Source organism: Pseudomonas putida, from assembly GCF_030159595.1.
GTDB classification, from domain to species: Bacteria; Pseudomonadota; Gammaproteobacteria; order Pseudomonadales; family Pseudomonadaceae; genus Aquipseudomonas; species Aquipseudomonas putida_AC.
Window position 1 is genome coordinate 229462 of record NZ_BSKJ01000007.1, and the last position, 25064, is coordinate 254525.

Consider the following 25064-nt stretch of genomic DNA (forward strand, 5'->3'; position numbering starts at 1 on the left):
TTTGAAAATCTGCATTCTGGGAGCCGGGGCCTTGGGCTGCGCCATTGGCGCGGCGTTGAGCGAGGCCGGGCACGAAACCTGGCTGCTCAACCGTGGTCGCGCGCATGTCGACGCCATGAACCTGCACGGGTTGCAGGTGCAGGATGAACGCGGTGAGCGCCAGGTTAGCGTCAACGCCACCACCGACGCCAACGACGTGGGTGTGGCGGACCTGGTCGTGGTGCTGGTGAAGTCGTTCCACACCGCCGAAGCGATGGCCGGGGCCACCGCGCTGCTAGGGCCGCAAACGCTGGTGCTGTCGCTGCAGAACGGCTTGGGGCACGAGGACATTCTGGCTGAGGTGGCCGGACGGGAACGGGTGCTGGCGGGCAAGACCTATGTGGGCGGCGTACTGCTTGCACCGGGTTCGATTCGCGCTGGCGTGGCGGGCAAACACACTTACATCGGTGAGCTCGACGGGCAGCTTTCAGCGCGCGTGCAGGCCATCGCCGAGGCCTTCAACGCTGCCGGGCTGGCCACCACGGTCAGCGACAACATCCTCGGCACCATGTGGGACAAGCTGCTGGTCAATGTCGCCACTGGCGCACTCAGCGGCATCACCATGCTCAGCTATGGCCAGTTGTACAGCGAGCCGCTGCTGGCCAGCACCGCCAAGGCTGCGGTGGCCGAAGCCATTGCCGTGGCCGAGCGCGCCGGTATAAGCCTGAGCCTGACCAGCCCCAACGCAGCGTGGGCCTTGGCCGCCGAGGGCCTGCCACCGAGCTTCCGTACCTCGATGCTGCAAAGCCTTGAAAAAGGCTCGGTCACCGAAATCGACTTCATCAATGGCGCTGTCGTGCGCTGGGGCCAGCGCCACGGTGTCGCCACACCGGTCAACGCCACGTTGCTGGCCTGTATCAAGGGCATCGAACGCGCGATGGCCGATCATCAGAAGAGGGATACCCCATGAGCCAGTCAAAAGCCTACCTTGAACATGTGGCGTTCTGGGTGCAGGACATCCAGTGGCATATCCGCTTCTTCAGCGAAGTGTGCGGCATGACCATGCGCGAGGTGCAGGGCAGCGTCGAGCAACCGGCTCAGTACTGGACGCTGGGTGGCCTGCAGTTCATCCACCAGCCCGACTTTGCCGGCCCTGAGGGGCGCATGGCACACCTGGGCATCATGTGCGAAGACCTGGAGACTGTGCTGGCAACCGCCAAACGTTACGGCGTCATTGAAATGCCCCAAGGCCGCAACTGGCTGCGCCTGCCGGATGGTCTGGCGGTGGAGTTCATTCAGGCGTTGCCGGCGAAGTGTGTTGCCCAGGCACTGGCCATCGATCCGCGTGCAGAGGTGCAGGCATGAGCGTGGTGGAAAGATTCTGGGATGATGCCTGCGAAGGCGATGAGTGCGTCAGCCCGACCTACACCGTAACCCGCGAGCGCATTCTGGCCTACGCCGATCTCACGGGTGATCACACTCCGGTGCACGTTGACGAGGCCTACGCCAACGCCAGTCACTTCGGCTGCCTGGTTGCGCACGGCCTGTTCGGGCTGTCGATCGCCGATGGCCTGAAGACCCAGTGCGAGTACCGCTTCTTGCCGGGCATGTCGCTGGGCTGGACATGGGACTTCGTGTTGCCGATCAAGGTCAACGATGTGTTGCATGTACGCATGCGGGTGGGGGCGATGAGACCGAGCAACAGCCGACCAGGTTGGGGCATCGTGGTGCTGCCGTCGGAACTGGTCAACCAGCACGGCCAGGTCGTGCAGCGCGGCGAGCACCGGTTGATGGTGCCACGCAGGGGGCAGGCATGAGCCAGGCATTGCCATTGGCGGGCATCCGCGTCATCGATTACAGCCACTTCCTTGCCGGGCCCTATGTGGGGCGCTGCCTGGCGGCGCTGGGCGCTGAAGTGATCAAGGTCGAACGGCCAGGCAGCGGCGATGCTGGTCGCCAGCACGCCTTTACCCTGGACGGTCAGCAGAGCGGCTATTTCCTGCAACTGAACATGGGCAAGCAGGGCGTCAGCGTGAACATGAAGGACCCTCGTGGAAAAGCCTTCATGCAGCGCCTGGCCGACTCGGCCGACGTGTTCATTGAAAACTACCGCCCCGGCGCGCTGGACAAGCTGGGGCTGGGCTATGCCGAGCTGTCGGTGCGTAACCCGCGCCTGGTGTACTGCTCGATCTCCGCCTATGGCCACACCGGGCCGGACGCCCATCGCGCGGGTTTCGGGCTGATCGCCGAGGCCAAGAGCGGGATCATGCAGATGGTCGGCGTGCCGGGTGAAGCGCCTCCATTGCTGCGCATCTCGCTGGGCGACATGTACACCGGTATTCACGCTGTAGCAGCGATCAACGCGGCGCTGTTGGGGCGGGTGAGCAGTGGACGCGGCCAGCACATTGACATGGCGCTGTACGACACCTTGGTGTCGATGCACGAGTACGCCGTGCAGTGCTACACGCTGTCCGATGGCACCGTGCTGCCCGAGCAGACCGGCCACGACATGCCCACGTCTACCTTGTACGGCGTGTTCCGCGCCGCTGATGGCGATCTGGTGATCGCTGCGCAGGTCGATGATGCCTGGCAGCGCTTCGCCGCCATGCTCGAAGCCAACGGCGGCCCGGCAGGTTTTGGCAGCGATAACCGCTACCACGACCTGAATGGCCGCAATGCCCACCGCCAGGCGATTCTGGCGGTGGTGCGCGACTGGGTGGGTGCGCGTTCGGTGGCCGAGGTCCTTGCCTTGCTCGACGCCGTCGACATTCCCAGTGCCAAGGTCCAGCGTATCGACGAGGTGTTGGCCGACCCGCAGATCCAGGCGCGCAACATGGTCATCGAACAACTGCACCCCCGCTACGGCACCCTGCGCTTGCCCAATCTGCCGTTCCGATTTTCCGGCTGTGACACCACGATCCATCAGGTAGCCCCGGACCTCGGCCAGCACAACGCCGAAGTGGCCGCAGCGCTTGGCTTCAGCCCTGAAGAAATCACCGCCATGCAGGCAGACGGTGTGCTGTTTACCCACGGAGATGCACGATGAGCGACCGCTACGCAGTGATCGGCCGACCGATCAACCACACCAAGTCACCGCTGATTCATGGCCTGTTCGCTCAGGCCAGCGGCCAGCACCTGGAATATGGGGCTATTGAAGGCTCGCTGGACGGTTTTGAGGCCCAGGTGTTGCAGTTTCGCACTGACGGTGGGCTGGGCATGAACATCACCGCCCCGTTCAAACTGCGAGCCTTCGAGCTGGCCGACCGGCGCAGCGAGCGCGCGCAGTTGGCCCGAGCCGCCAATGCGCTGAAGTTCGAGGATGGCCATATCACCGCTGAAAACTTCGATGGCATCGGCTTGCTGCGCGATATCGAAGACAACCTTGGTGAACCACTGCGCAATTGCCGCGTGTTGATGCTTGGTGCCGGTGGTGCTGCGCGTGGGGCGTTGTTGCCATTCTTGCAGGCTGGCCCTCGCGAGCTGGTGATTGCCAACCGCGACATGACCAAGTCCCTGGCGCTGCGCAACGAACTGGATCACCCGTTGCTGCGTATCAGCCGTTACGAAGCGCTGGAAGGGCACACCTTCGACATCGTGGTCAACGCCACTTCCGCCAGTCTTGTCGGTGAACTGCCGCCGCTGCCTGGCGGGGTGCTGAGCGAAGCGCGGCTGGCGTATGAACTGGCCTACGGCAAAGGCCTCACGCCGTTCCTGCGCCTGGCGCGCGAGGCCGGCGTGGCACGCTTGGCGGATGGTGTGGGCATGCTGGTCGAGCAGGCCGCAGAGGCGTTTGCCTGGTGGCGAGGGGTAAGGCCTGAAACCCGTGCCGTGATCGACCGCCTGACGATTGCGCTGGAGTAGGCCATGGTCGCCAATGTCCTGATGCTGCACGGCATCAACCACAACATGTTCGGCAAGCGTGACCCGCGTCAGTATGGCACGGCAACCCTGGCCGACATCGACCAGGCCTTGCAGGCGCTGGGTGCGGAGCTGGGGGCAAGGGTCGAAAGCTTCCAGAGCAACTTCGAAGGTGCCCTGTGCGAGCGTATCCATCGGGCATTTGACGACCGGGTGGATGCAGTGCTGATCAATGCCGGGGCGTGGACGCATTACAGCTACGGTATTCGTGATGCACTGGCCATTCTTGAGGTACCGGTGGTTGAAGTGCATATGTCGAACATCCATGCTAGGGAGCCGTTTCGGCATCACTCGGTGTTTGCCGACGTGGTGCGTGGGCAGATCTGCGGGTTTGGTGTCGAGACTTACCTGCTGGCGTTGCGTGCGGCCATGCGCATGCGCTAAGCCTCGGCACCGACCTGTGCGGGGGCGGGCATGCCCGCTCCCATAGGGGCTGCTCAAGCCCCATGATTCATTGCCAACCAGAAGGACCTGTACCTTGGCCAATCCGGCAGCCCCCTATACCTCCCGCCAAGCCACCTGCATCGCCTTGCTGGTCGCCATCACCTTCTTCATGGAAAACCTCGATGCCACTGTCATCGCGACGGCATTGCCGCAGATGGCCAGTGATTTCGGCGAAAATGCGGTCAGCCTGAACATTGGCATCAGTGCCTACTTGCTGGCAGTGGCGGTGTTCATTCCGTTGAGCGGCTGGGTGGCCGACCGCTTTGGCCCGCGACAGGTGTTCGCCGGGGCCATTGGCCTGTTCACCGTGGCGTCGTTGCTGTGTGGCATGGCTCCCAACCTGGAGACCTTCGTCGCCGCGCGTGTGCTGCAGGGTATTGGCGGTGCCTTGATGGTGCCGGTTGGCCGGTTGGTGGTGCTGCGTACCACCGAGAAGAAAGACCTGGTGAAAATGCTTGCGGTGATCACTTGGCCCGGGCTGGTGGCGCCAGTACTGGGGCCACCGCTCGGTGGCCTGATCGTCACCCATTGGTCGTGGCCCTGGATCTTCTACCTGAACATCCCCCTTGGGTTGCTGGCCATCGCGGCGGCCTGGTTACTGGTTCCGAATGCACGTTCAGATGAACCGCGCCGCTTCGACACGCTGGGCTTCGTGTTTCTGGCGTCGGCTTGTGCGGCGTGGCTGGTCGGCCTGGAAATGCTTGGCTCGCTGGCCGGAGGCAGCGTGGGTGCCGGGCTGGCGCTGGTGTCGCTGGGTGGTGGGCTGACCTGGTTGGCGATCCGTCACTGCCAGCGCCATCCTGCACCGCTGTTGCCACTGGCAACCCTGACGATCCCCACGTTCAGGGTGAGCATCGTGGGCGGTACCTTGTTCCGGCTGTCGATCAGCGCCTTGCCGTTTTTGATCCCTCTGCTGTTGCAGATCGGTTTTGGTCTGTCGCCAGTGGATGCCGGGCTGCTGGTACTGGCGATCTTCGCGGGCAACCTGGCGATGAAGCCGTTCACCACCCGCTTGCTGCGCCGTTATGGCTTTCGCCGGGTGTTGCTGGTCAATGGCGTGATTGGCGTTGGCTGCATTCTGGCGTGCCTGGGCTTGCAGCCAGGCATGCCGTGGTACTGGATGGCGGCGGTGCTGTTCGTGGGTGGGCTTTCGCGCTCGATGCAGTTCACCACCTACAACGCTGTAGGTTTCGCTGAGGTGCCCAAGCAGCAGATGGGCGAGGCTTCAACGCTGTTCAGCATGTGCTTCCAGCTGGCGATGGCCTTGGGTGTGGCGGTGGCGGCGCTGTTGTTACGCGTGGCGATGGTGGTGCGCGGCGGTGAAAGCGCGATGACAGTCAGCGACTTCCATTGGGCGTTGATTGGCATTGCGTTGATTGCTTGTGTGGCGTTGGTGGATGCGGTTCGCTTACCGGGGAATGCCGGGGAGCAGGTGTTGCGCAGCTGATGACTGGCACGCGCGGCTACAAGGCATCGCGCAGTTGTATGACCCCATCAAGCGCCAGCGCCTGGGCCGAGTAGCACAGGCCGATACGCCGGCGCAGGTCCAGTTGTGGCATAGGCTCGATGCGCACGCCACGGTGCTCGACAGCCAGTGATTCCGGCACGATAGCGGCGCCCAGGCCTGCGGCGACCAGCTCCAGGGCCAGGGCGAAGGTATCGGCCTCTGCCACCACAATGCTGTTATAGAACGGTTGCAGGCGCTGGTGACTGGGCTGTGCCGGGCAGGTAATCCAGGGGACGTCGGTTGTTGCCTGCTGCGCAGTTACCAGCACGAACGGGTCGCTGTGCAACGGCAGGAACAACTCATCCTCACAGCGCAGCTCCTCGCTGGCCAACCGCACCGCGCCCATGCAGCCGGTCACCAGTTGCAGGCGCACCGGGGGCAGGACGGCTGCCGCTGCCAGCACCACCTTGCCCAGCACTGCCGCGCTCACATCCTGCTCGACACCAATCTGCAACGGCGCGCGTTCACGATCCCCTTTGAAGCGTCCAAGCAGGCGGTTGGCATCAGCGACCATGCGCTGTGCCTCGGGGTACAGCGCCCGGGCATCCTCGGTTACCGCCACGCCCCGCGCCTGGCGAACGAACAGCGTGGTGCCCAGCGTTTCTTCCAGTGCCTTGATGCTGCCGGAAAGCGCCGGTTGGCTAAGGTGAATCGAGCGCGCGGCGGCGCTGATGTTGCGCGCTTCGAACACGGCGATGAAGGCACGAAGCTGGCGATAGTCCATAGGGTACCCATAATTGATGCTGATGGCTGCGAAAGGAATTTCCCATTTTTCGCAAGAAAAACGGGCTTCTATACTCGCTCTACTTCTTACCCATAGGCAAATTGGATAACAGGATGGTGACCATGACCAACACCCATAAACCCTTGGTAGTCATTACCGGTGCCAGCTCCGGCATCGGCCTGGCCACCGCCAAGTTACTGTCCAGCCGTGGCCACGCCTTGTTGCTGCTTTCGCGTCGCCTGGCGCCGATGCAGCAACTGCAGCTGCCAAACACGCTGGCGCTGTCGGTTGATATCACCGACCGCACTGCCGTGCTGGCCGCCGTCGCTGAAGCCGAAGCGCGCTTTGGCCGGGTAGACGCGATCATCAACAATGCGGGGGTGATGCTGTTGGGCAACATCACCACCCAGGACCCGGAGCAGTGGGACCGCATGCTCGACGTCAACGTGCGCGGGCTGCTCAATGGCATTCATGCCGTGGCCAGCGGCATGGTCGAGCGCAAGCACGGCACCATCATCAACGTCAGTTCCGTGGCGGGGCGCAAGGCGTTTCCCAGCCATGTCGCCTACGTCGGTACCAAGTTCGCCGTCACCGGCCTGTCGGAAAACCTGCGTGAAGAACTGGCGCCGAGCAACGTGCGGGTGATCACCATCGAACCGGGTGCAGTGGACACCGAGCTGCTCAGCCACACGACCGATGACGCCATCAAGGCGGGCTACAACGACTGGAAGCAGGAAATGGGCGGTGTACTCACGGCCGAGACCATTGCCGAGACCATCGGCTTTGCCTACGGCCAGCCGCAGTCGGTGTGCATTCGGGAAATCGTGGTGTGCGCTACCCGCCAGCAGGCGTGACGGGTAACGCGTGGTGCATTACGCGCCGCTGACCAACTGGTGTGCCAGCTGGTTGTGGCGCTCCAGCACGCGAGGTAGGTCGACGGTGGCCAGTTGGCCATCCTTTACCACCACACGGCCGTTGATCACGCTGGTGTGCACCTGGGTCGGGGTGCAGAACACCAGTGCTGCCAGCGGGTCGTGATGGCCGCCGGCATAGGCCACATGGCCCAGGTCGAAGGCGACGAAGTCGGCGGCCATGCCGGGTGCCAGTGCGCCGATGTCATTGCGGTTGAGTACTTTGGCACCCCCCAGGGTGGCGATCTCCAGTGCTTCGCGTGCGGTCATCGCGTCGGGGCCAAAGCCCACCCGTTGCAGCAGCAGGGCCTGGCGTACTTCACCGATCATGCTGGCGCCGTCGTTGGACGCCGAACCATCGACCCCCAGGCCGACCGGCACGCCGTGGTCGCGCATCTTGCGCACTGGGGCGATGCCCGAGGCCAGGCGCATGTTCGAGCAAGGGCAGTGGGCGACCCCGGTGCCGGTGCGGGCGAACAGCTCGATGCCGTGCTGGTCGAGCTGTACACAGTGGGCGTGCCAGACATCGTGGCCGACCCAGCCGAGGTCTTCGGCGTATTCGGCGGGGGTCATGCCGAACTTCTCGCGGCTGTAGGCGATGTCGTTGACGTTTTCGGCCAGGTGAGTGTGCAACGACACCCCGTACTGGCGTGCCAGCACCGCCGCTTCGCGCATCAGGTCGCGGCTGACCGAGAACGGTGAGCAGGGCGCCACCACGATACGGCGCATCGAGCCGTGACTGGCATCGTGGTAATCCTCGATCAGGCGCTGGGACTCCTTGAGGATGTCGGCTTCTCTTTCCACCACTGAGTCAGGCGGCAGGCCACCCTGGCTCTGGCCTACGCTCATGCTGCCGCGCGCGGCGTGGAAGCGCATGCCGATCTCGGCGGCGGCATGGATGCTGTCATCGAGCTTGCAGCCGTTGGGGTAGATGTACAGGTGGTCGCTGGAGGTGGTACAGCCGGACAGGATCAGTTCGGCCATGGCGGTCTGGGTCGATACCGCGATCATCTCAGGGGTCAGGCGCGCCCAGATCGGGTAAAGGTGGGTCAGCCAGTTGAACAGCTCACCGTCCTGGGCAGCAGGCACCACGCGGGTGAGGCTTTGGTACATGTGGTGGTGGGTGTTGACCAGGCCTGGGATGACCACTTTGCCGGCCATGTCCAGGATGACATCGGCCTGTTGTGGCAGGGTATCGCTGGGGCCGACCTGCTTGATCAGGTTGTCTTCGATGAACAGGCCGCCGTGCTTGATCTCGCGGCGTTCGCCGTCCATGGTGACCAGCAGTGCAGCGTTTTTGACCAGTAACGTTTTTGCAGCATTCGTAGATGACATGGCTAAAGCCTGCGCAATACGCATCGGCGATTACCGATGTCATAGGCGCAGGGCATTGTAAGCAAGGTTTTTGTGGATTGTATACAGCCTGATGGGCTTGTGCCGGGCTCTTCGCAGGTTACTCAGCCATCTGCAACTCCGGCAGCTTCACCCGAAACGCCCGGGTAAGTCCCATCAGCACCATCAGGCCCATGCCCATCCAGCACAGGCCGATGGTGAACGACAGGCTGGTCAGGCTGCTCCACAACCACAGCGTGCTGAGAAAGCCCAGGCCGGGAATGGCGCCATACAGCAGGCAGTTGCGGCCACCGCGTAGTTTCTGGTCGACGAGGTAGTGCTTGACCACCGCCAGGTTCACCGCCGAGAAGGCGAACAGGGCGCCAAAGCTGATCATGTTGGCCACGGTGTCGAGGGTGATGACCAGGGCGATGAGCGACAGCAGGCTGACCACCAGAATGGCAGTCGCCGGCACGCGCTTCTTCGTCACCAACTGGCCGAACGCGCGCGGCAATGCGCCGTCGCGGCCCATGGCGAACAGCACGCGTGACACGCTGGCCTGGGACACCATGGCCGAGGCGAAGCAGCCGGCCACATAGGTGGCGGTAAAGGCGGTTACCAGCAGCTCACCGCCCACCCGACGCATCACGTCCACCGAGGCCGAGTCCGGGTCGACGAAGCTGCCCCAGTCGGGGAACACCATCTGCGCGCAGTACGACACCACCAGGAACAACAGGCCGCCGATCAACGATACGGCCAGGATCGCTACCGGAATGCGGTAGGTCGGGTTGCTGGTTTCCTCAGCCATGGTCGACACCGCGTCAAAGCCGAGAAACGACAGGCACAGCACGGCGGCGCCCGTCATGATCAACGGCACGTTGAAGCCTTCATGATGGAAGGGGGCCAGCAGCGACACCGGCTCCGCCTGCCCGTTGAGCTTGAGCACGGACAGGGCGACGAAGACGATGATGAACACCAGCTGCGCCACCACCAGGATCCAGTTGACGCGGGTGATCGATTCGATGCCGATCAGGTTGAGGAAGGTGACCAGGGCAATGGAACCCGCCACCCACACCCAAGCGTGGATCGCCGGGAAGTATTCCGACATGTAGATGCCGATCAGCAGGTAGCTGAGCAGCGGCAGGAAGATGTAGTCGAGCAGCAGCGTCCAGCCGGTGATGAAGCCGATGTGGCTGCCGAAGGCCTTGCGTGTGTAGGTGTAGACCGAGCCGGAGTAGGGGTGGGCCTGGACCATGCGGCCGTAGCTGTAGGCGGTGAGCAGCATGGCGGCGAGGGTGAGCAGGTAGGCGGTGGGCAGGTGCCCTTTGGTCATCTGGGTGACCAGCCCGTAGGTGGTGAAGACGGCCAGGGGCACCATGTAGGCCAGGCCGAACAGCACCAGGGCGGTCATGCCCATGGACTTGCGGAAGCGGCCGGTGCTGGCGCCGGGTTGTGAGGGGGCATGCGGGGCAGGGCTATTTGAGGGGCTATGGGCTGTACTTGTTGTTGTATGCATTGCTAACTCCTGGAAAGGGATGCAGGGCACCGCAGTACGCGAGCAGGCTCGCTACCGGTGGGTGTTGTGCAAGGAGGTCGAGCGCAAGGCTCGCAGCGCTGGGGCGGTTTGATGCTCCCACACCCTGTGGGTGCCCGGAATCACCCTTTGGGGTGAGGGTGGCAGCCCTTGCCCGACTCACCCCAACGGGTGATTTCGGTACCTGCAGCGGCATGGGAGTATCTGGTCGACAACGCACCGCACTGGCGGCGGTGCCACTCAATAGAAACGGCAGGCCCACAGTGACTAATCAATTGCTTTCAGAACAGTGGTTCGAGCACCTGGCCAAGGTCACCGAGGCGATCGGCCGGCCGGGCTTTGCCGCCAACCTGTTTGCCGCACTTGGCGTGATCCGGCCGATCCAGGCGACCACGGTGTACCTCTACCCGCACGACGGCATGCCTTGCGCGCTGTTCGAGCAGGACGACAAGGCGCCCTGGCAGCCCGAGGGCAATGTCAGCCGCTACCTGTCGGGCTTCTACCTGCTCGACCCGTTCTACGGTGCGTGTGTGGAGCAGGTTGCGTCCGGCTGCTATGGCCTGTTCGAAGTGGCCCCCGACCACTTCGAGGTCAGCGAGTACTACCAGTCGTTCTACCAGCACTCGCACCTGGAGGATGAGCTCAACTACATCCTGCAGGTGGCGCCCGGGCAAAGCCTGGCGGTGTCGCTGGCCTTCACCGACAAGCTCGATACGCAGGCCCGCGAATTGTTCGGGCGCGTCACGCCGTGGGTGCTGGCGGTACTCGGCAAGCACTTTGCCGGGCTGGACAGCCGCGCCGGGCGCTTCGAGAACATCCTCGAACAACGCATCCACGCCGCGCTGAACAACTTCGGCAGCTCGCTGCTGACCGAGCGTGAATGCCGTATCGCCCAGCTGATTCTGCGTGGCCACTCGACCAAGTCGCTGGCCGAGCGCCTGGGCGTTTCGGAAGACACCATCAAGTCGCACCGCAAGAACGTCTACGCCAAGCTCGACATCGGCACCCAGTCCGAGCTGTTTTCCCTGTTCATCGACGCGCTGGCCAATGCCCAGGGCGTGCTGGGCAAGGACCCGCTGGAAAGCTACATGGGCAAGCTGCGCTGAGCGCTGGCTGCCCTGCAACCCCACCGCAAAGGAAAACCAACAATGAACGCGCCTTTCGCCCCGCAACGCCAGACCCGTGACTACCAGGCAGCCGATGCCGCGCACCACATCCATGCCTTCCTCGACCAGAAGGCGCTGAATGCCGAAGGGCCGAGGGTGATCGTCGGTGGCGAACGCTTGCACCTCTGGGACAGCGAGGGCAAGCGCTACCTGGATGGCATGTCTGGCCTGTGGTGCACCCAACTGGGCTACGGGCGCCGCGACCTGACCGTTGCCGCCGCCACGCAGATGGACCAGCTGGCCTACTACAACATGTTCTTCCACACCACCCACCCGGCGGTGATCGAACTGTCCGAGTTGCTGTTCAGCCTGCTGCCGGGGCACTACAGCCACGCGATCTATACCAACTCTGGCTCCGAGGCCAACGAGGTGCTGATCCGCACCGTGCGCCGCTACTGGCAGGTGGTCGGCCAGCCGAGCAAGAAAATCATGATCGGCCGCTGGAACGGTTACCACGGCTCGACCTTGGCGGCCACGGCGCTGGGCGGCATGAAGTTCATGCATGAAATGGGCGGGTTGATTCCGGACGTTGCACACATCGATGAGCCCTACTGGTATGCCGAGGGTGGTGAACTGAGTCCGGCCGAATTCGGCCGCCGCTGCGCCTTGCAGCTGGAGGAAAAGATCCTCGAACTGGGTGCCGAGAACGTTGCCGGCTTCATTGCCGAACCGTTCCAGGGCGCGGGTGGCATGATCTTCCCGCCGGAAAGCTACTGGCCGGAAATCCAGCGTATCTGCCGCCAGTACAACGTGCTGCTGTGCGCCGATGAGGTGATTGGTGGCTTTGGTCGCACCGGCGAGTGGTTTGCCCATGAATACTTCGGCTTCGAACCCGACACCTTGTCGATCGCCAAGGGGCTGACCAGTGGCTATGTGCCCATGGGCGGCCTGGTGCTGAGCAAGCGCATTGCCGAGGCGTTGGTAGAACGCGGCGGGGTGTTTGCCCATGGCCTGACCTACTCCGGCCACCCGGTGGCGGCGGCGGTGGCTATCGCCAACCTGAAGGCGCTGCGTGACGAAGGCATCGTGCGCCAGGTGAAGGATGACACCGGGCCGTACCTGCAGCGCATCCTGCGTGAGGTGTTCGCCGACCACCCGCTGATTGGCCAGGTGCAGGGCGCCGGACTGGTGGCAGCGCTGCAGTTCGCCGAGCACAAGCCGACGCGCAAGCGCTTTGTCAACGAGAATGACCTGGCCTGGCAGTGCCGCACCTTTGGTTTCGAGGAAGGGGTGATCATTCGCTCGACCTTGGGCCGGATGATCATGGCGCCGGCTTTGATCGCCAATCACAGTGAGCTGGATGAGCTGGTGGAGAAGACGCGGATTGCCGTGGACCGCACGGCCCGCTTGGTCGGCAAACGCTAACCCGCAGTCCGGCAGTGGACAGTGGTCATTGTGGGAGCGCGCTGCTTGCAAGGGCGGCGCGGCCTCTTCCAAAAAAGACTGCTACAACGGTCATCAGGAGTACAAATGTACACCCTCGAATTCTGGCAACAACGCGCCTCGGACCTGTATCTGCCATCCCAGGCACTTATCAGCGGCAAACCCGTCAACGCACAGGGCGGCGCCACCTTCGCCGCCATCAACCCCGCCACCAACGCCGTACTGGCCCAGGTCACTGCCTGCGGCCAGACCGAGGTCGACCGTGCAGTGGCCAGTGCCCGCCAGGCCTTCGAGCAAGGCCCGTGGCCCCGCATGGCCCCTGGCGAGCGCAAGAAGGTGCTGCTGCGCCTGGCCGAGCTGATCATGACCCATCGCGAAGAACTGGCCCTGCTGGACTCGCTGAACATGGGCAAGCCGGTGATGGATGCCTACAACATCGACGTGCCGGGCTCGGCCCATGTGTTCGCCTGGTACGGCGAGGCACTGGACAAACTCTACGACCAGGTGGCACCTACTGCGCCTGACGCATTGGCCACCATCACCCGGGAAGCACTCGGTGTGGTTGCCGCCGTGGTGCCCTGGAACTTCCCGCTCGACATGGCGGCCTGGAAGCTGGCCCCGGCGCTGGCTGCCGGCAATAGCGTGGTACTCAAACCCGCTGAGCAATCCCCGTTCTCGGCCCTGCGCCTGGCCCAGCTGGCGCTGGAAGCGGGCTTGCCGGAAGGCGTGCTGAACGTGGTGCCGGGCCTGGGCGAGCAGGCCGGGCAGGCGCTGGGCCTGCACCCGGACGTAGACTGCCTGGTGTTCACCGGCTCTACCCAGGTGGGCAAGTACTTCATGCAGTATTCGGCGCAGTCCAACCTCAAGCAGGTGTGGCTGGAGTGCGGTGGCAAGAGCCCTAACCTGGTGTTCGAAAACTGCCAGGACCTGGACCTCGCGGCGGAAAAGGCGGCCTTCGGCATTTTCTTCAACCAGGGTGAGGTGTGTTCGGCCAACTCGCGGCTATATGTGCAGCGCTCCATCCATGATGAATTCGTCGAGCGGCTGCAGGCCAAGGCCCGACAGTGGTTGCCGGGTAACCCACTGGACCCGGCGAGCCGCGCCGGGGCCATTGTCGATGCCGAGCAGACGGGGCGCATCGAGGCCGCCATTACGCGTGCCGGGCAAGAGGGCGCACGGTTGGTGTGTGGCGGCCGGCGTCTGACCATTGAAGGTTCGGACAACTACATCGAACCGACCATTTTTGCCGGTGTCGATGGCCGCATGCGCCTGGCGCGGGAGGAAGTGTTCGGGCCGGTGCTGGCGGTCAGTGCCTTCGACACGGAAGCGCAAGCCGTGCGTCTGGCCAACGACAGCATTTATGGCTTGGCGGCCTCGCTGTGGAGCGATGACTTCAACCAGGTTCACCGCGTGGCACGGGCGTTGAAGGCCGGTACGGTGTCGGTGAACACGGTTGACGCGCTGGATGTGACGGTGCCGTTCGGCGGGGGCAAGCAGTCGGGGTTTGGCCGCGATTTGTCGTTGCATTCGTTTGACAAGTATTCGCAGCTCAAGACCACCTGGTACCAGTTGCGCGCCTGATCATCTGATCATGCACCGTCTTGCCTGCTTCGCGGGCAAGCCCCACACAGGTCCTCCACAGTTCTTCTGGCCTGTGGGAGTGGGCTTGCCCTCGAAGAGGCCCTGACAAGCGCTGAAAACGTTTCTTTAATTTTCTCTTTTGTCCCGGCAGAACTGCCAGCCGCACTCTACACTCCTGCCAAGATGGGCCAGGGCTAATTGCCACCATTCGGCCTGTCACGCTGCCTGCGAATGGCTTCGGCCCGCATGATCGTCCTGGCTGCTCCCTCAATTTGCCTCACATGGAGTACCTGGAATGGGCTGCGTGTCGACGGGTCGTGTTGCTGATAAAGCCAGGCGTGGCATCTCGCTGCAATGGCTGGTGGCGTTGGCCATTGTGCTGGGCATGCTGCTGCTCGGTGCCGCATTGGCCTGGCAGGGCTATCACGGTATCCGTCAGACGCTGGTCGCAGCCGCCGGAGATGCTGCCCAGCAGGTCGGCAAGACCATCGACGAACGCGCCCGGCGCCTGATAGACCCGGTACAAAGCAGCATCCGCCTGCTGGCTCACAACCCTACTGCGCACACCCAGGCACAGCGCCTGGAAAGGTTGCCGCAACTGGTCGAGACACTGGACGCCAACCGCATGCTCAGCGCCGCCTACATGGGCTCCCCCAACGGCGATTTCCTGTTGGTGCGCCGGCTGCGTGACCCACAGCTGCTGCAGCGCTTTGCCGCGCCGCCGGGCACGGCGTTTCTGGTGCAGAGCGTCAGCCGCGGCGAGAGCGGGGTGGTGCAGGGCGAGTGGCGCTACTATGACCGGGCGTTGAACCTGTTGCAGGCCCAGGCCAAACCCGAATACCGCTACGACCCGCGCACTCGCCCGTGGTTCTCCGAAGCCAGCGCACAGTCCGCTACCGTGTTGACCCCGCCCTATGTGTTCTTTACCACCCGCGAGATCGGCCTGACCCTGGCCCAGCGCAGCGTCGACGGCGGGTCGGTCATTGGCATGGACGTTTCGGTCAACGACCTGGCCAGCGAAACACAGGGCCTGCGTATGACGCCCGGTACTGAAATCGCCGTGCTCGACGAGCGGGGCAATGTGGTGGCCTACCCGGACTTGCAGCGGGTAATCGTGCACGAACGCCAAGGCGTGCGCCTGTCGCGCATCGACGAGCTTGGCGTAGCAAGCCTGCAGCACCTGTACGCTGACCTGCCGCAAGGCCCCCAGCCACAGCCCTATCAGGTGGACGGCCAGACCTGGTATGGCATGCGCATCCCGCTGACTACGCTCGCCGGGCAGGACCTGCAAGTGCTGATGGCCGTGCCGGGCCATGAGCTGCTGGCCGGTGCGCGCCAGGTGTTGTTCGAACAGGTGCTCTGGACCGCTGTGCTGATGGCGGTGCTGCTGGTGCTCGGGGGCGTGCTCGGCCGGCGCATCGGTCGCCCGCTGAAGCAGCTAGCCAAGCAGGTGCAAGGTCTGGCCGGCTTCGATTTCAGTCGCGAAGTCGGGGTGAAGTCGAGGGTGTCTGAAGTGCGCGAGCTGAGCCAAGTGCTAAGCCGGATGTCTGGCACCATCCAGAGCTTCCAGGCCATCACCCTCACGCTCAGCCGCGAGCGCGATCTGGATCGCATGCTCGACGGTGTACTGACCCATTTGGTGCACGCTGCCGGGGTCGAGGCCGGTGTGGTGTACCTGTTTGACGCCGACCATGGGTTGCTGCGGCTGGCGGCCGCATGCCGTGGCGAGCAATACCCGGCCGAGTTGGCGGTGGACGAGGGGGGCCGCCACACGCTGGCTGCGCAAGTCACCCAGACCCTTGGCCTGCACGAGCGCAGCCTGGCCGTGGTGTTGAATGACCGCAGCCAGGCGCAGCTGGGCATTCTGGTGCTGCAACTGGATGAGGCGCAGGCGCGCGACCAACTGGGCCAACCGTTCCGGCAGTTTGTTGAAGAGCTTTCTGGCGTAGCGGCAGTGGCCATCGAGACGCGCCAGATGGCCGAAGCCCAGCAACGCCTGATGGATGCCATGATCAAGTTGCTGGCTGACGCCATCGATGCCAAAAGCCCCTATACCGGCGGCCACTGCGAGCGGGTGCCGCAGTTGGCGCAGATGCTGCTGGACCAGGTGGTGGCCGCCGACAGAGGTCCCTATGCCAGCTTCAACATGACCGAGGCCGAGCGCTACGAATTCCGCGTGGCGGCCTGGCTGCACGATTGCGGCAAGGTCACCAGCCCCGAATATGTGGTGGACAAGGCGACCAAGCTGGAGACCCTGTACAACCGTATCCACGAAGTACGCATGCGTTTCGAAGTGCTGTGGCGCGATGCCGGGCTGGTCTACTGGCAGGGCCTGGCCAGCGGTGCCGACCCACAGGTGCTGCAAGCCGCGCTGGCCCGCAGCCAGGCCCAGTTGCAGGATGACTTCGCCTTCGTCGCTCAGGCCAACATCGGCGGCGAGTTCATGCAGGATGCCGATATCGAGCGCCTGCAGCAGATCAGCCAGCACCGCTGGCAGCGCCACTTCGACAACCGCTTGGGCATCTCGCGTGATGAAGCGGAACGCTACACCGGCGTGCCGCAACCGGTATTGCCGGTAGACGAGCCGCTACTGGCCGACCGACCCGAGCATCGTGTGCCCTGGGGCGAACGCAAGCCCCCGGTGACCAAGGGCGATCCGCGCAACCGCTGGGGTTTCGACATGCGCCTGCCAGCCCACGCCAGCAACCACGGCGAGCTGTACAACCTGTCGATCCGGCGCGGCACGCTGAATGACGAGGAGCGCTTCAAGATCAATGAGCACATCGTGCAAACCATCATCATGCTCAGCTCGCTGCCGTTTCCGCGTCAGATGAAACGCATACCGGCCATCGCCGGCAACCACCACGAGAAGCTGGATGGCAGCGGTTACCCGCGCCGTCTGGGCGAGCATGACCTGGGTATTGCCGAGCGAGTAATGGCCATTGCCGATATCTTCGAAGCGCTGACGGCGGCTGACCGGCCATACAAACCGCCGAAGACGTTGTCTGAATCGGTGAAGATCATGGCGCTCATGGCCCGCGATCGGCACATCGACGGGCAACTGCTGCAACTGTTCCTCAGCAGTGGGGTGTATCGCCAGTACGCCGAGCGTTTCCTGCGCGCTGAGCAGATCGACGAAGTGGATGTCCCTTACTGGCTGGCACAGATGCGCTGCCCGGCCTGAGCGCTAGCGCGAACCCAGGCGCTTGTACAAGGTGGTGCGGGAAATGCCCAGCGCCTTGGCGGCGGCACTGACATTGCCCTCATGGGCCAGCAAAGCGCGCTCGATAACGTCCTGAGTGGCGTCTGAAAGCGAGCGTGGCGCAACGCCCGCCTGGCCTTGCACGTCGTCTGGCAGGTGCTGCACGCCTATGCAGGGCTCACCCGAGGCCAGCACCCCGACCAGGCGTGCCACGTTGTCCAGTTGCCGCAGGTTGCCTGGCCAGTGGTAGGCCTGGAGCCGGCGCCTGGCCTCGGCCTCCAGCGGCGGGAAACCCGGGCGCTGGAAGAAGGCATCGATCAGTGGGTGCTTGTCCAGCCGCTGCTCCAGGCCGGGCAGGGCGACACGCAGGCCGTCCAGGCGGTAGAACAGGTCTTCGCGGAAGCCGCCGCTGGCCACCAGCGCGCCAAGGTCTTTGTGCGTGGCCGCGACAATGTGTGCCTTGAAGGGCGCTGCCGTGGTGCTGCCAATGCGGGTGACCTGCCGTTCCTGCAGTGCCCGTAGCAACCGGCTTTGCAGGGCCAGCGGCATATCGCCTATTTCGTCGAGCAACAGGATGCCGTCCCCGGCCGACTCCAGCAGGCCCATGGCACCACCTTTGCGGGCGCCGGTGAAGCTGCCTTCGGTGTAGCCGAACAGCTCGGCTTCGATCAGGCTTTCGGGCAGGGCCGCGCAGTTGATCGCGACGAACGGGGCCTGTGGGCAGCAGTGTGCATGCAGCGCCTTGGCGAACACCTCCTTGCCGGAACCTGTTGGCCCGGTGATCAGCACCGGCAGATTGCCGGTCACGGCCTTGCAGGCATCTTCGAAGCGGGCATTGACCCGCCGATCGCTGCCCAGCGCTGTGTGACTGGCCCGAAGCGGCCGAGGTTTGGCGGCAGGCGGCGCCAATAGCCGGCCATACAGGCGTGAACCATCGGCCAGGGCCAGTAACTGCGGCGAACCGTCGAGGCTGTTGTGGCCGGGGCGGTCAAACAGGTGCTCGAGGGTCAACCCTTCAGGGCGGTAGTTGGGCACCCCCAGCAGTTGTTGTGCGGCGCGGTTGGCTGCGTACACCGTGCCATCGTCGTGCACGGCCAGCAACGCCTGCAGCGGCGAGCCTAGCAGCCTGGGGTCATGTTGCAGTTCCAGGATGCGGCAGCCCGGCAATGCATGGAAGAAATTGTTCTCGGTGGCCAGCGCTGCATGCTTGAGGCGTTCGAGCATGGTCCCGGCATTACGGGTGCCGATACCGGTCAGGTCCAGCGCTCCCAGCAGCTCGCCATTCACCCCGCGCAGCGGCACGCTGACGCAGAAAAACTGGGCAAACTCCTGCAGGTAATGCTGGTTGCCGGCAACGATCGCCGGCAGGCCATCCATCAGCGTACAGGCCGGGGCGGTGGTGCCGACGTCCACCTCGCTGACCCGGCGCCCGGCGTGCAGGGCCGACAGCGGGCTGTCGATGCTTGCCGGCTTGCGCGTTTGCACAATGCGGTTTTCCGGGTTGACGCAAAACAGCATCCAGTGGGAGTCGCCAATCAGCTCCCACAAGCGCTCCAGCTCGGGCTGCACGCAGGCGGCCAGTTGGGTGTCTGCGTCGGTCAGTGCCTGCACATCCAGCTGCCCGCGCGCCAGGCGTGGTTGCCAGGGGCTGAGCCCGGCAGCCCTGGAACGCTCCCACGAGCGCTCGATAGGCTCGGGCAACAGACCGGCGGGCAATGGCAAACCGTCGGCAAACTGCTGGCGGGCGCTGTGCAGCTGGAGTTGTAGGCGATCCATGGGTACACCTTGTGAGGGTTGACGGCACGCTACTGACTGCGCACGTTGCGCCGCTGCCAGCAGCGCGTCAAGGCTGCAGGGCCAATCAGAACAGCAACAGCGCTCGCAGGTTGACCCCGGTGTCTTCCTGGAAACCGCCGATCACGCGGGTGTCGTGGGTCAGCTGGCCGCTCAGTTGCACGGTCTGGCCGACCATCTGCTGGAACTCCAGGCGCACTTGCTGCACTTCGGTCTTCTGCCGGGTGTAGTCGCCTGACAGGTGCTGCTTGCCACCCTCGCTGGCTGAGAAGCCCAGGGCCAGGCGCTGGGCCGGGTTGAAGTCATAGCGCAGGTTGGTCTGCAGCTGGTAGGTCGGGTCCTGGCGCAAGGTCTGGCTGCCGCTGCCGGCCTTGTCGTTGCTGCCGTAGAACACGGCATCGGCATACCACTCCATCGACCAGCGGCCCCACAGCGGCTCCACCCAGCCCAGTTGCAAGTCGCCTTTCCAGCGGTTTTCGCCCAGGTTCACACCGGCATCGCGGTCGTACTGCCCCCACGGCAGGTACAGCAGCGGGGTGATGCCGAAGTAGCGGCCACTGGCACCCACACCCGGCTGGTTCACCAGCCAGAACGTGGCGCCGATGATCGGGTCGGCCATGCCGCTGTTGCTGCCCAGCGACTGCCCGCCCACCTTCACGTCGTAGACATGGCCGAAGGGCAGGAGTATTTGCGGGTCAACCGTGATGCCGCCGATTTCGGTGAAATGAATCAGGCGCAGGATGCTGATGTTGGAGCGCAGGCGGGTGCTGTGTGTGGCGTCGGGCGCGCCATCACCATTGAAGCGGTCGGCGCGGCTGAATTGCTGATACCAGGCCGCGACGTTGGTGCCCGGCGGCAGCGCGGTGTAGTCACCGGCATTCACATCCACTGCCAGGGCCTTGGCCGAAACCAGCGCGCAGGCCAGTGCGCCCCAGGCAAGGCTGGAGATTCTAGTCATGTCAGGGTTTCCCTTGTTCTTGTTATGGGGTGAGGGCAGCGTGTGGCTGCCCTCTGAGGGCATTATTTCTGGATGCGGATGATCGGCTTGAGTGTCAGGCCCTTTTCACTGTCCTCGGCGGCCTGGTTGATCTGCTCGAAGTCGTAGAAGCGCACCAGCTTGTCGAAGGCGAAGCGGCCTTGCAGGTACAGGTTGACCAGCTCGGGGATGAACTTCTTCGGCACGCTGTCACCCTCGACGATGCCGCGGATGACCTTGCCGCCCAGCAACAGGTCGTTGACGTCGAATTGCGCGGTGGTGCCCAGTGGCGGTGCACCCACCACCCCCAGCGCGCCCCGGCTGCCAAGGGCATCCACGGCCTGGCGCAACACTTCCGGGCGCCCGGTGGACTCCAGGGCGAACTGCACGCCGCCGCCGGTTATTTCACGGATGGCCGCCACCGGGTCGGCCTCGCGGCTGTTGACCACATGGGTGGCGCCTAGCTCCAGGGCCAGGGCCAGGCGCGAAGGCACCACGTCGACCGCGATGATGGTGGCGGCGCCTGCCACTTGCGCGGCCAGCACGGCCGACAGGCCCACCGCACCGCCGCCAAAAGCGGCAAAGGCGCTGCCGGGGGTGACTTTCAGCGCGTTGATCACCGCCCCGGCGCCGGTCTGGATGCCGCAGCCCAGTGGGCCGAGCAGCTCGATGGGCGCCTCCTTGGGCACGCGTACGGTGTTGTTCTCGCGCCCCAGTGCGTAGGTGGCGAACGACGACTGGGCGAAGAAGTGGTCATTCAGGGCCTGGCCCTGTTCATCTTGCAGGGCATGCTGGCCTTCGGGGCCGGCGCCACTGAAGTTGCGCCCGAAAAAGTCCTGGCAGTAGGCCGCCTGGCCGGCGTCGCAGGCCAGGCAGTGGCCGCAGTAGCCGTAAGTCATCACGACGTGGTCGCCCACGGCCAGGTTCTGCACCAGCGGGCCAACGGCCTCGACGATGCCCGAGCCTTCGTGGCCCAGTACTGCGGGCAGTGGCACGGGGTAGTACTGATCGCGCACGATCATGTCGGTGTGGCACATGCCCGTGGCCACGATGCGCACCAGCACCTCGTCACCTTGCGGTGCGCGAATGCGTGCCTGCTCCAGCACGAAGGGGGCGCCTTTGCCACGGGTGACGGCAGCTTTAACAGGGCGCAAAAGGGGTGTTGTCATTGTTATTGTTCTCCGGGGTTACAGGGGGTAGGCAGGTGCTTCGCCCTTGAGGGTCAGCCATTGCCATTGGGTGAACTCTTCCCAGTTGGCGGCGCCACCGATGCTGGTGCCGTTGCCGGATGCACCGACGCCGCCGAAGGGGTTGATGACCTCGTCGTTGACGGTCTGGTCGTTGATGTGCAGCAGCCCGGTACGCAGTTGCTCGCCCAAGCGCAGGGCACGGCCAGTGTCGCGCGACAGGATCGCCGCGCTCAGGCCGTAATCGGTGTCGTTGGCCAACTCCACCGCCTGCTCGTCAGTGTCGAACGGCACCACCACGGCCACAGGGCCGAAGATCTCTTCATGAAACGCCGGGTTGTCACGCTGCACATCGCTGAGCACCGTCGGCTGGAAGAACAACCCGTCAGCCAAACCACCGGTTGCCAGCGTGGCACCGGCAGCGTGTGCGGCCTCGACGATACGCAAAGCGTTGTCGCGCTGGGCAGCGTTGATCAGTGGGCCGAGGTGCACCTGGCCACTGGCCGGGTCACCCACGGTCAGGCTGCGCGCCTTGGCCACCAGGCGCTCGACGAAGGCGGCATAGATGCCGCGCTGAACCAGCAGGCGACCCGTCGACATGCAGATCTGCCCTTGGTGCAGGTACACCCCCCAGGTGGCGTTGGCGATGGCCAGGTCCAGGTCGGCGTCGTCGAGGATGATCAGCGAGTTCTTGCCACCGAGTTCCAGCGAGACCTTTTTCAGGTGGCGCCCGGCAGCCTCGCCAACCTTGCGGCCGGCTGCGGTAGAACCGGTGAACTGGATCATCGCCACGCTGGGTGAAGCGGTCAGTGCAGCACCGGCTTCTGCGCCGCCAGGCAGCACATGCAGCACACCCGCCGGCAAACCGGCCAGCTCGAAAATGCGGGCAATGACATGGCCCCCACACACTGCGGTGCGCGGGTCGGGCTTGAGCACGACCGCATTGCCCGTGGCCAGTGCCGGGGCAACCGCGCGCATGGCCAGGTACAGCGGGAAGTTGAACGGCGAAATCACCCCGATCACGCCCAACGGACGGCGCCGGGCGATGCTCAGGCGGCCGGCGGTGGACGGCAGCACTTCGCCCTGGCTGCGCGAGGGCAGGGCACAGGCTTCGTGCAGCGACTTGAGGGTGATGGACGCTTCAAAGCCGGCTTTGGCCTGGGTGGAGCCGCTTTCGCGGACGATCCAGTCGGCGATTTCCGCCTGGTATTGTTCGGCGATGGCGGCGGCCTTGCGCAGGACTTTGGCACGGTCGTCGTAGGGCATGGCATACCAGCCGCGCTGGGCCGTGGCGGCCACACGGGCGCTTTGTTCTACCTGCCTGGCCCCGGCGTTGGCCAGGGCACCCAGTGCCTGGCCATTGCCGGGTGAGGTGATTGCGGTAGCAGGCAGTTCGCCGGGTACCCAGGTACCGGTGAACAGCCGCTCATTCCAGAGTTCGTTGGGCAGTAAGGTATTCACGCAAAGCATCCTGTGTGTTGTTGTGTTCACGGATGCTTGTTGCAGGGGGCATGCCAAGGCGGTGCGGGTGCACAATACCGGGCTCCGGTGCGCTGGACTGTTCACAACCTGAACAATGGCCAGTTTTCGTGATGTTCAGTTTCTGGACACTGTCAGGCCATTTCACCTCACATCACCTCACTCATACCCCTGCACCCCGGCAATGTGCCGCCCGGCCACGTAGCCAAAGGTCAGTGCTGGCCCCAGGTTGATGCCGCCCGACGGGTACCAGCCACCAAACACACTGGCCATGTCGGTACCCGCCGCATACAGGCCAGCGATTGGCTGCCCGGCTTCATCCAGCACCCGGGCACTGCCATCAGTGCGCAGCCCGGCAAAGGTACCAAAGCAGCCAGGTTGCACCTTCACCGCATAGAACGGCCCGTGCTCGATGGGCGCCACACAAGGGTTGGGGCCTTTGTATTGCGGGTCGCCCTGTTTACGGTTGAATGGCGTTGAGCCACGACCAAATGCCGGGTCCTGGCCATTTCGCGCATGTTTGTTGAAGTCGCTGACCGTGGCACGCAACCCGGCCGGGTCAATGCCGCAGGCGTCCGCCAACGCTTCAAGCGTGACACCCCGCTTGAGATAACCGCTGCGCACATGCGGCCACACCGGCAGTGGTGCCGGGCGGGCATGGCCCAGGCCGTAGCGGCGCAGGAAGCGATGGTCGCAAACCAGCCACGAACACACCTCTTCCTCCTGCGGTACCGCTGCCACCATGGCCGACACATAGTCGTAATAGCCATGTGCTTCATTGACAAAGCGCTTGCCGTTGGCCAACACGCCGATGATGCCCGGCTTGCCGCGTTCGATGATGTGCGGAAAGTGGCCGACGCTGCCATCGCGGTGCGGCACCTGCGAAACCGGCGCCCAGGCCACTGGCGATTTCAGGTCGGTGGCGACCACGCCACCGGCTGACTCGCCCAGGCGCAGACCATCACCGGAACAACCCTGTGGCGGCAGGGCCAGGTTGTCGTGGCCGCTGGCGTCGCGCGGGAACAGCTGCCGGCGCCGGGCGTTGTCGTTGGGGAAGCCCCCAGCCGCAAGTACCACGGCCTTGGCCCGGATCTGCTGCTCGCCCTTCAGTGTGCTTACCAGCACCCCGCGTACCTGCCCATCTTCAACCAGCAGGCGTGTGGCCGCCGCCGATTCCTGCAGGTGCACACCCAGGTCCTGTGCCGATTTGGCCAGCCGCGCCACCAGTGCCACGCCGTTGACCAGGTGCATCGCTCGACCATAACGCGCCAGGTGATACAGGTGACGGCCAAAGCGCTTGCACACATGCAGCAAGGCCTTGGGCGAGCGGGTCATGTTGAGGAAGGCAGCAAGGTCGGCCCCGGCCATGATCGGCATGCCCATGAACGAGGTTTCGCGCAGGGTCTTGCGCAGGCGTGGCAGCAAGGGGCCAACCTCACGGGCGTCATAGGGCGCGGCGATCACCTGGTGCCCGCCCTGGGCTGCGCCCGGCGTGTCGCCATGCATGTCGGGGATGCCGTTGCCGTCGGCAAACTGCAACGCCGTGTGCTTCTCGAAAAACGCCACCATGTGCGGGCAAGCCTCAAGGAAGGCATCGACGCGCTCGGCGTTATAATTCGCCCCCAGCTCATTGCGCAGATACGTCCGTGGTTGCTCGATGTCCTCCACGATGCCGGCCCGCTGTGCCAGCGGGTTGCGCGGTACCCAGGCCCAGCCGCCGGACCACGCGGTGGCGCCGCCAAACACGGACTCCTTCTCTACCACGATCACCTTCTGCCCATGCCAGGCAGCCGTCACGGCCGCAGCCAGCCCGGCGGCGCCGGAGCCTATGACCAGTACATCGTATTCGGTATCCAGAGCAGCAGAGGGCATCGCGGCGTTCCTGTGTTGTTATTAGAACAAGGTTCCACATTTTTATCGGCAGCGCCTCGGCCTGCAAGGGCATGG

20 protein-coding genes are annotated in these 25064 nt (G+C 64.4%); 12 read left to right on the top strand and 8 right to left on the bottom strand.

The annotated features are described in order from the left end of the window. Position 1: 1 nt before the first annotated feature. The 7 genes from QQL85_RS17510 (at position 2) to QQL85_RS17540 (ending at position 5788) form a co-directional block, all read left to right on the top strand. Positions 2-949: a ketopantoate reductase family protein gene (locus QQL85_RS17510; protein WP_284354626.1), complete on the top strand. Its 948-nt coding sequence runs from the start codon at positions 2-4 to the stop codon at positions 947-949. Next, complete coding sequence (locus QQL85_RS17515; RefSeq protein ID WP_284354625.1) at positions 946-1344, top strand: VOC family protein; 399 nt, start codon at positions 946-948, stop codon at positions 1342-1344. Before QQL85_RS17510 ends, QQL85_RS17515 begins: the two co-directional genes overlap by 4 nt. Next, on the top strand, positions 1341-1796 hold the full coding sequence (locus QQL85_RS17520) for a MaoC family dehydratase (protein ID WP_284354624.1): 456 nt from the start codon (positions 1341-1343) through the stop codon (positions 1794-1796). The genes QQL85_RS17515 and QQL85_RS17520 overlap by 4 nt, the downstream gene beginning before the upstream one ends. Beyond that, complete coding sequence (locus tag QQL85_RS17525; protein ID WP_284354623.1) at positions 1793-3025, top strand: CaiB/BaiF CoA transferase family protein; 1233 nt, start codon at positions 1793-1795, stop codon at positions 3023-3025. Before QQL85_RS17520 ends, QQL85_RS17525 begins: the two co-directional genes overlap by 4 nt. Next, entirely contained in the window at positions 3022-3840 is an 819-nt protein-coding gene (gene aroE, locus QQL85_RS17530; RefSeq protein ID WP_284354622.1) for a shikimate dehydrogenase, read from the top strand. Before QQL85_RS17525 ends, aroE begins: the two co-directional genes overlap by 4 nt. 3 nt (positions 3841-3843) lie before the next feature. Continuing rightward, on the top strand, positions 3844-4281 hold the full coding sequence (aroQ, locus tag QQL85_RS17535; RefSeq protein ID WP_284354621.1) for a type II 3-dehydroquinate dehydratase: 438 nt from the start codon (positions 3844-3846) through the stop codon (positions 4279-4281). 94 nt (positions 4282-4375) lie between these two features. Beyond that, positions 4376-5788 carry an MFS transporter gene (locus QQL85_RS17540; protein ID WP_284354620.1) on the top strand — a complete coding sequence of 471 codons (1413 nt, stop codon included), beginning with the start codon at positions 4376-4378 and terminating at the stop codon, positions 5786-5788. 16 nt (positions 5789-5804) lie between these two features. Here QQL85_RS17540 and QQL85_RS17545 read toward each other — a convergent pair whose 3' ends face one another. After that, positions 5805-6572: a LysR family transcriptional regulator gene (locus tag QQL85_RS17545; protein ID WP_284354619.1), complete on the bottom strand. Its 768-nt coding sequence runs from the start codon at positions 6570-6572 to the stop codon at positions 5805-5807. 122 nt (positions 6573-6694) lie between these two features. Here QQL85_RS17545 and QQL85_RS17550 point away from each other — a divergent pair, with 122 nt between their 5' ends. Further along, positions 6695-7426, top strand: a complete 732-nt coding sequence (locus QQL85_RS17550; RefSeq protein WP_284354618.1) for an SDR family oxidoreductase — start codon at positions 6695-6697, stop codon at positions 7424-7426. Between the two features lie 18 nt (positions 7427-7444). Here QQL85_RS17550 and QQL85_RS17555 read toward each other — a convergent pair whose 3' ends face one another. Both QQL85_RS17555 and QQL85_RS17560 read right to left on the bottom strand, forming a co-directional pair. After that, on the bottom strand, positions 7445-8818 hold the full coding sequence (locus QQL85_RS17555) for an 8-oxoguanine deaminase (protein WP_284354617.1): 1374 nt from the start codon (positions 8816-8818) through the stop codon (positions 7445-7447). 118 nt (positions 8819-8936) lie between these two features. After that, positions 8937-10331 (bottom strand): APC family permease, encoded by a 1395-nt coding sequence (locus QQL85_RS17560; RefSeq protein WP_284354616.1) that lies wholly within the window; start codon positions 10329-10331, stop codon positions 8937-8939. Between the two features lie 281 nt (positions 10332-10612). On the opposite strand from QQL85_RS17560, the gene QQL85_RS17565 reads away from it, so the two are divergent. The 4 genes from QQL85_RS17565 (at position 10613) to QQL85_RS17580 (ending at position 17663) form a co-directional block, all read left to right on the top strand. Next, a complete protein-coding gene (locus QQL85_RS17565; protein WP_284354615.1) occupies positions 10613-11455 on the top strand; it encodes a helix-turn-helix domain-containing protein in 843 nt (280 codons plus the stop codon). Between the two features lie 42 nt (positions 11456-11497). Beyond that, on the top strand, positions 11498-12880 hold the full coding sequence (locus QQL85_RS17570; RefSeq protein ID WP_284354614.1) for an aspartate aminotransferase family protein: 1383 nt from the start codon (positions 11498-11500) through the stop codon (positions 12878-12880). Positions 12881-12985: 105 nt separating this feature from the next. Next, positions 12986-14479 carry an aldehyde dehydrogenase gene (locus QQL85_RS17575; protein WP_284354613.1) on the top strand — a complete coding sequence of 498 codons (1494 nt, stop codon included), beginning with the start codon at positions 12986-12988 and terminating at the stop codon, positions 14477-14479. Between the two features lie 295 nt (positions 14480-14774). Then, positions 14775-17663, top strand: coding sequence for an HD domain-containing phosphohydrolase (locus QQL85_RS17580; RefSeq protein WP_284354612.1), 2889 nt, complete (start codon positions 14775-14777; stop codon positions 17661-17663). Between the two features lie 3 nt (positions 17664-17666). Here QQL85_RS17580 and QQL85_RS17585 read toward each other — a convergent pair whose 3' ends face one another. The 5 genes from QQL85_RS17585 to QQL85_RS17605 form a co-directional block, all read right to left on the bottom strand. After that, positions 17667-19457, bottom strand: coding sequence for a sigma-54-dependent Fis family transcriptional regulator (locus QQL85_RS17585; RefSeq protein ID WP_284354611.1), 1791 nt, complete (start codon positions 19455-19457; stop codon positions 17667-17669). An 85-nt stretch (positions 19458-19542) separates the two neighbouring features. Beyond that, a complete protein-coding gene (locus QQL85_RS17590) occupies positions 19543-20433 on the bottom strand; it encodes a transporter (RefSeq protein WP_284354610.1) in 891 nt (296 codons plus the stop codon). A gap of 62 nt (positions 20434-20495) precedes the next feature. Then, positions 20496-21620: an NAD(P)-dependent alcohol dehydrogenase gene (locus tag QQL85_RS17595; RefSeq protein ID WP_284354609.1), complete on the bottom strand. Its 1125-nt coding sequence runs from the start codon at positions 21618-21620 to the stop codon at positions 20496-20498. A gap of 18 nt (positions 21621-21638) precedes the next feature. After that, on the bottom strand, positions 21639-23108 hold the full coding sequence (locus tag QQL85_RS17600; protein WP_284354608.1) for a benzaldehyde dehydrogenase: 1470 nt from the start codon (positions 23106-23108) through the stop codon (positions 21639-21641). A 168-nt stretch (positions 23109-23276) separates the two neighbouring features. Further along, positions 23277-24989 carry an FAD-dependent oxidoreductase gene (locus QQL85_RS17605; protein ID WP_284354607.1) on the bottom strand — a complete coding sequence of 571 codons (1713 nt, stop codon included), beginning with the start codon at positions 24987-24989 and terminating at the stop codon, positions 23277-23279. Positions 24990-25064 lie beyond the last annotated feature (75 nt).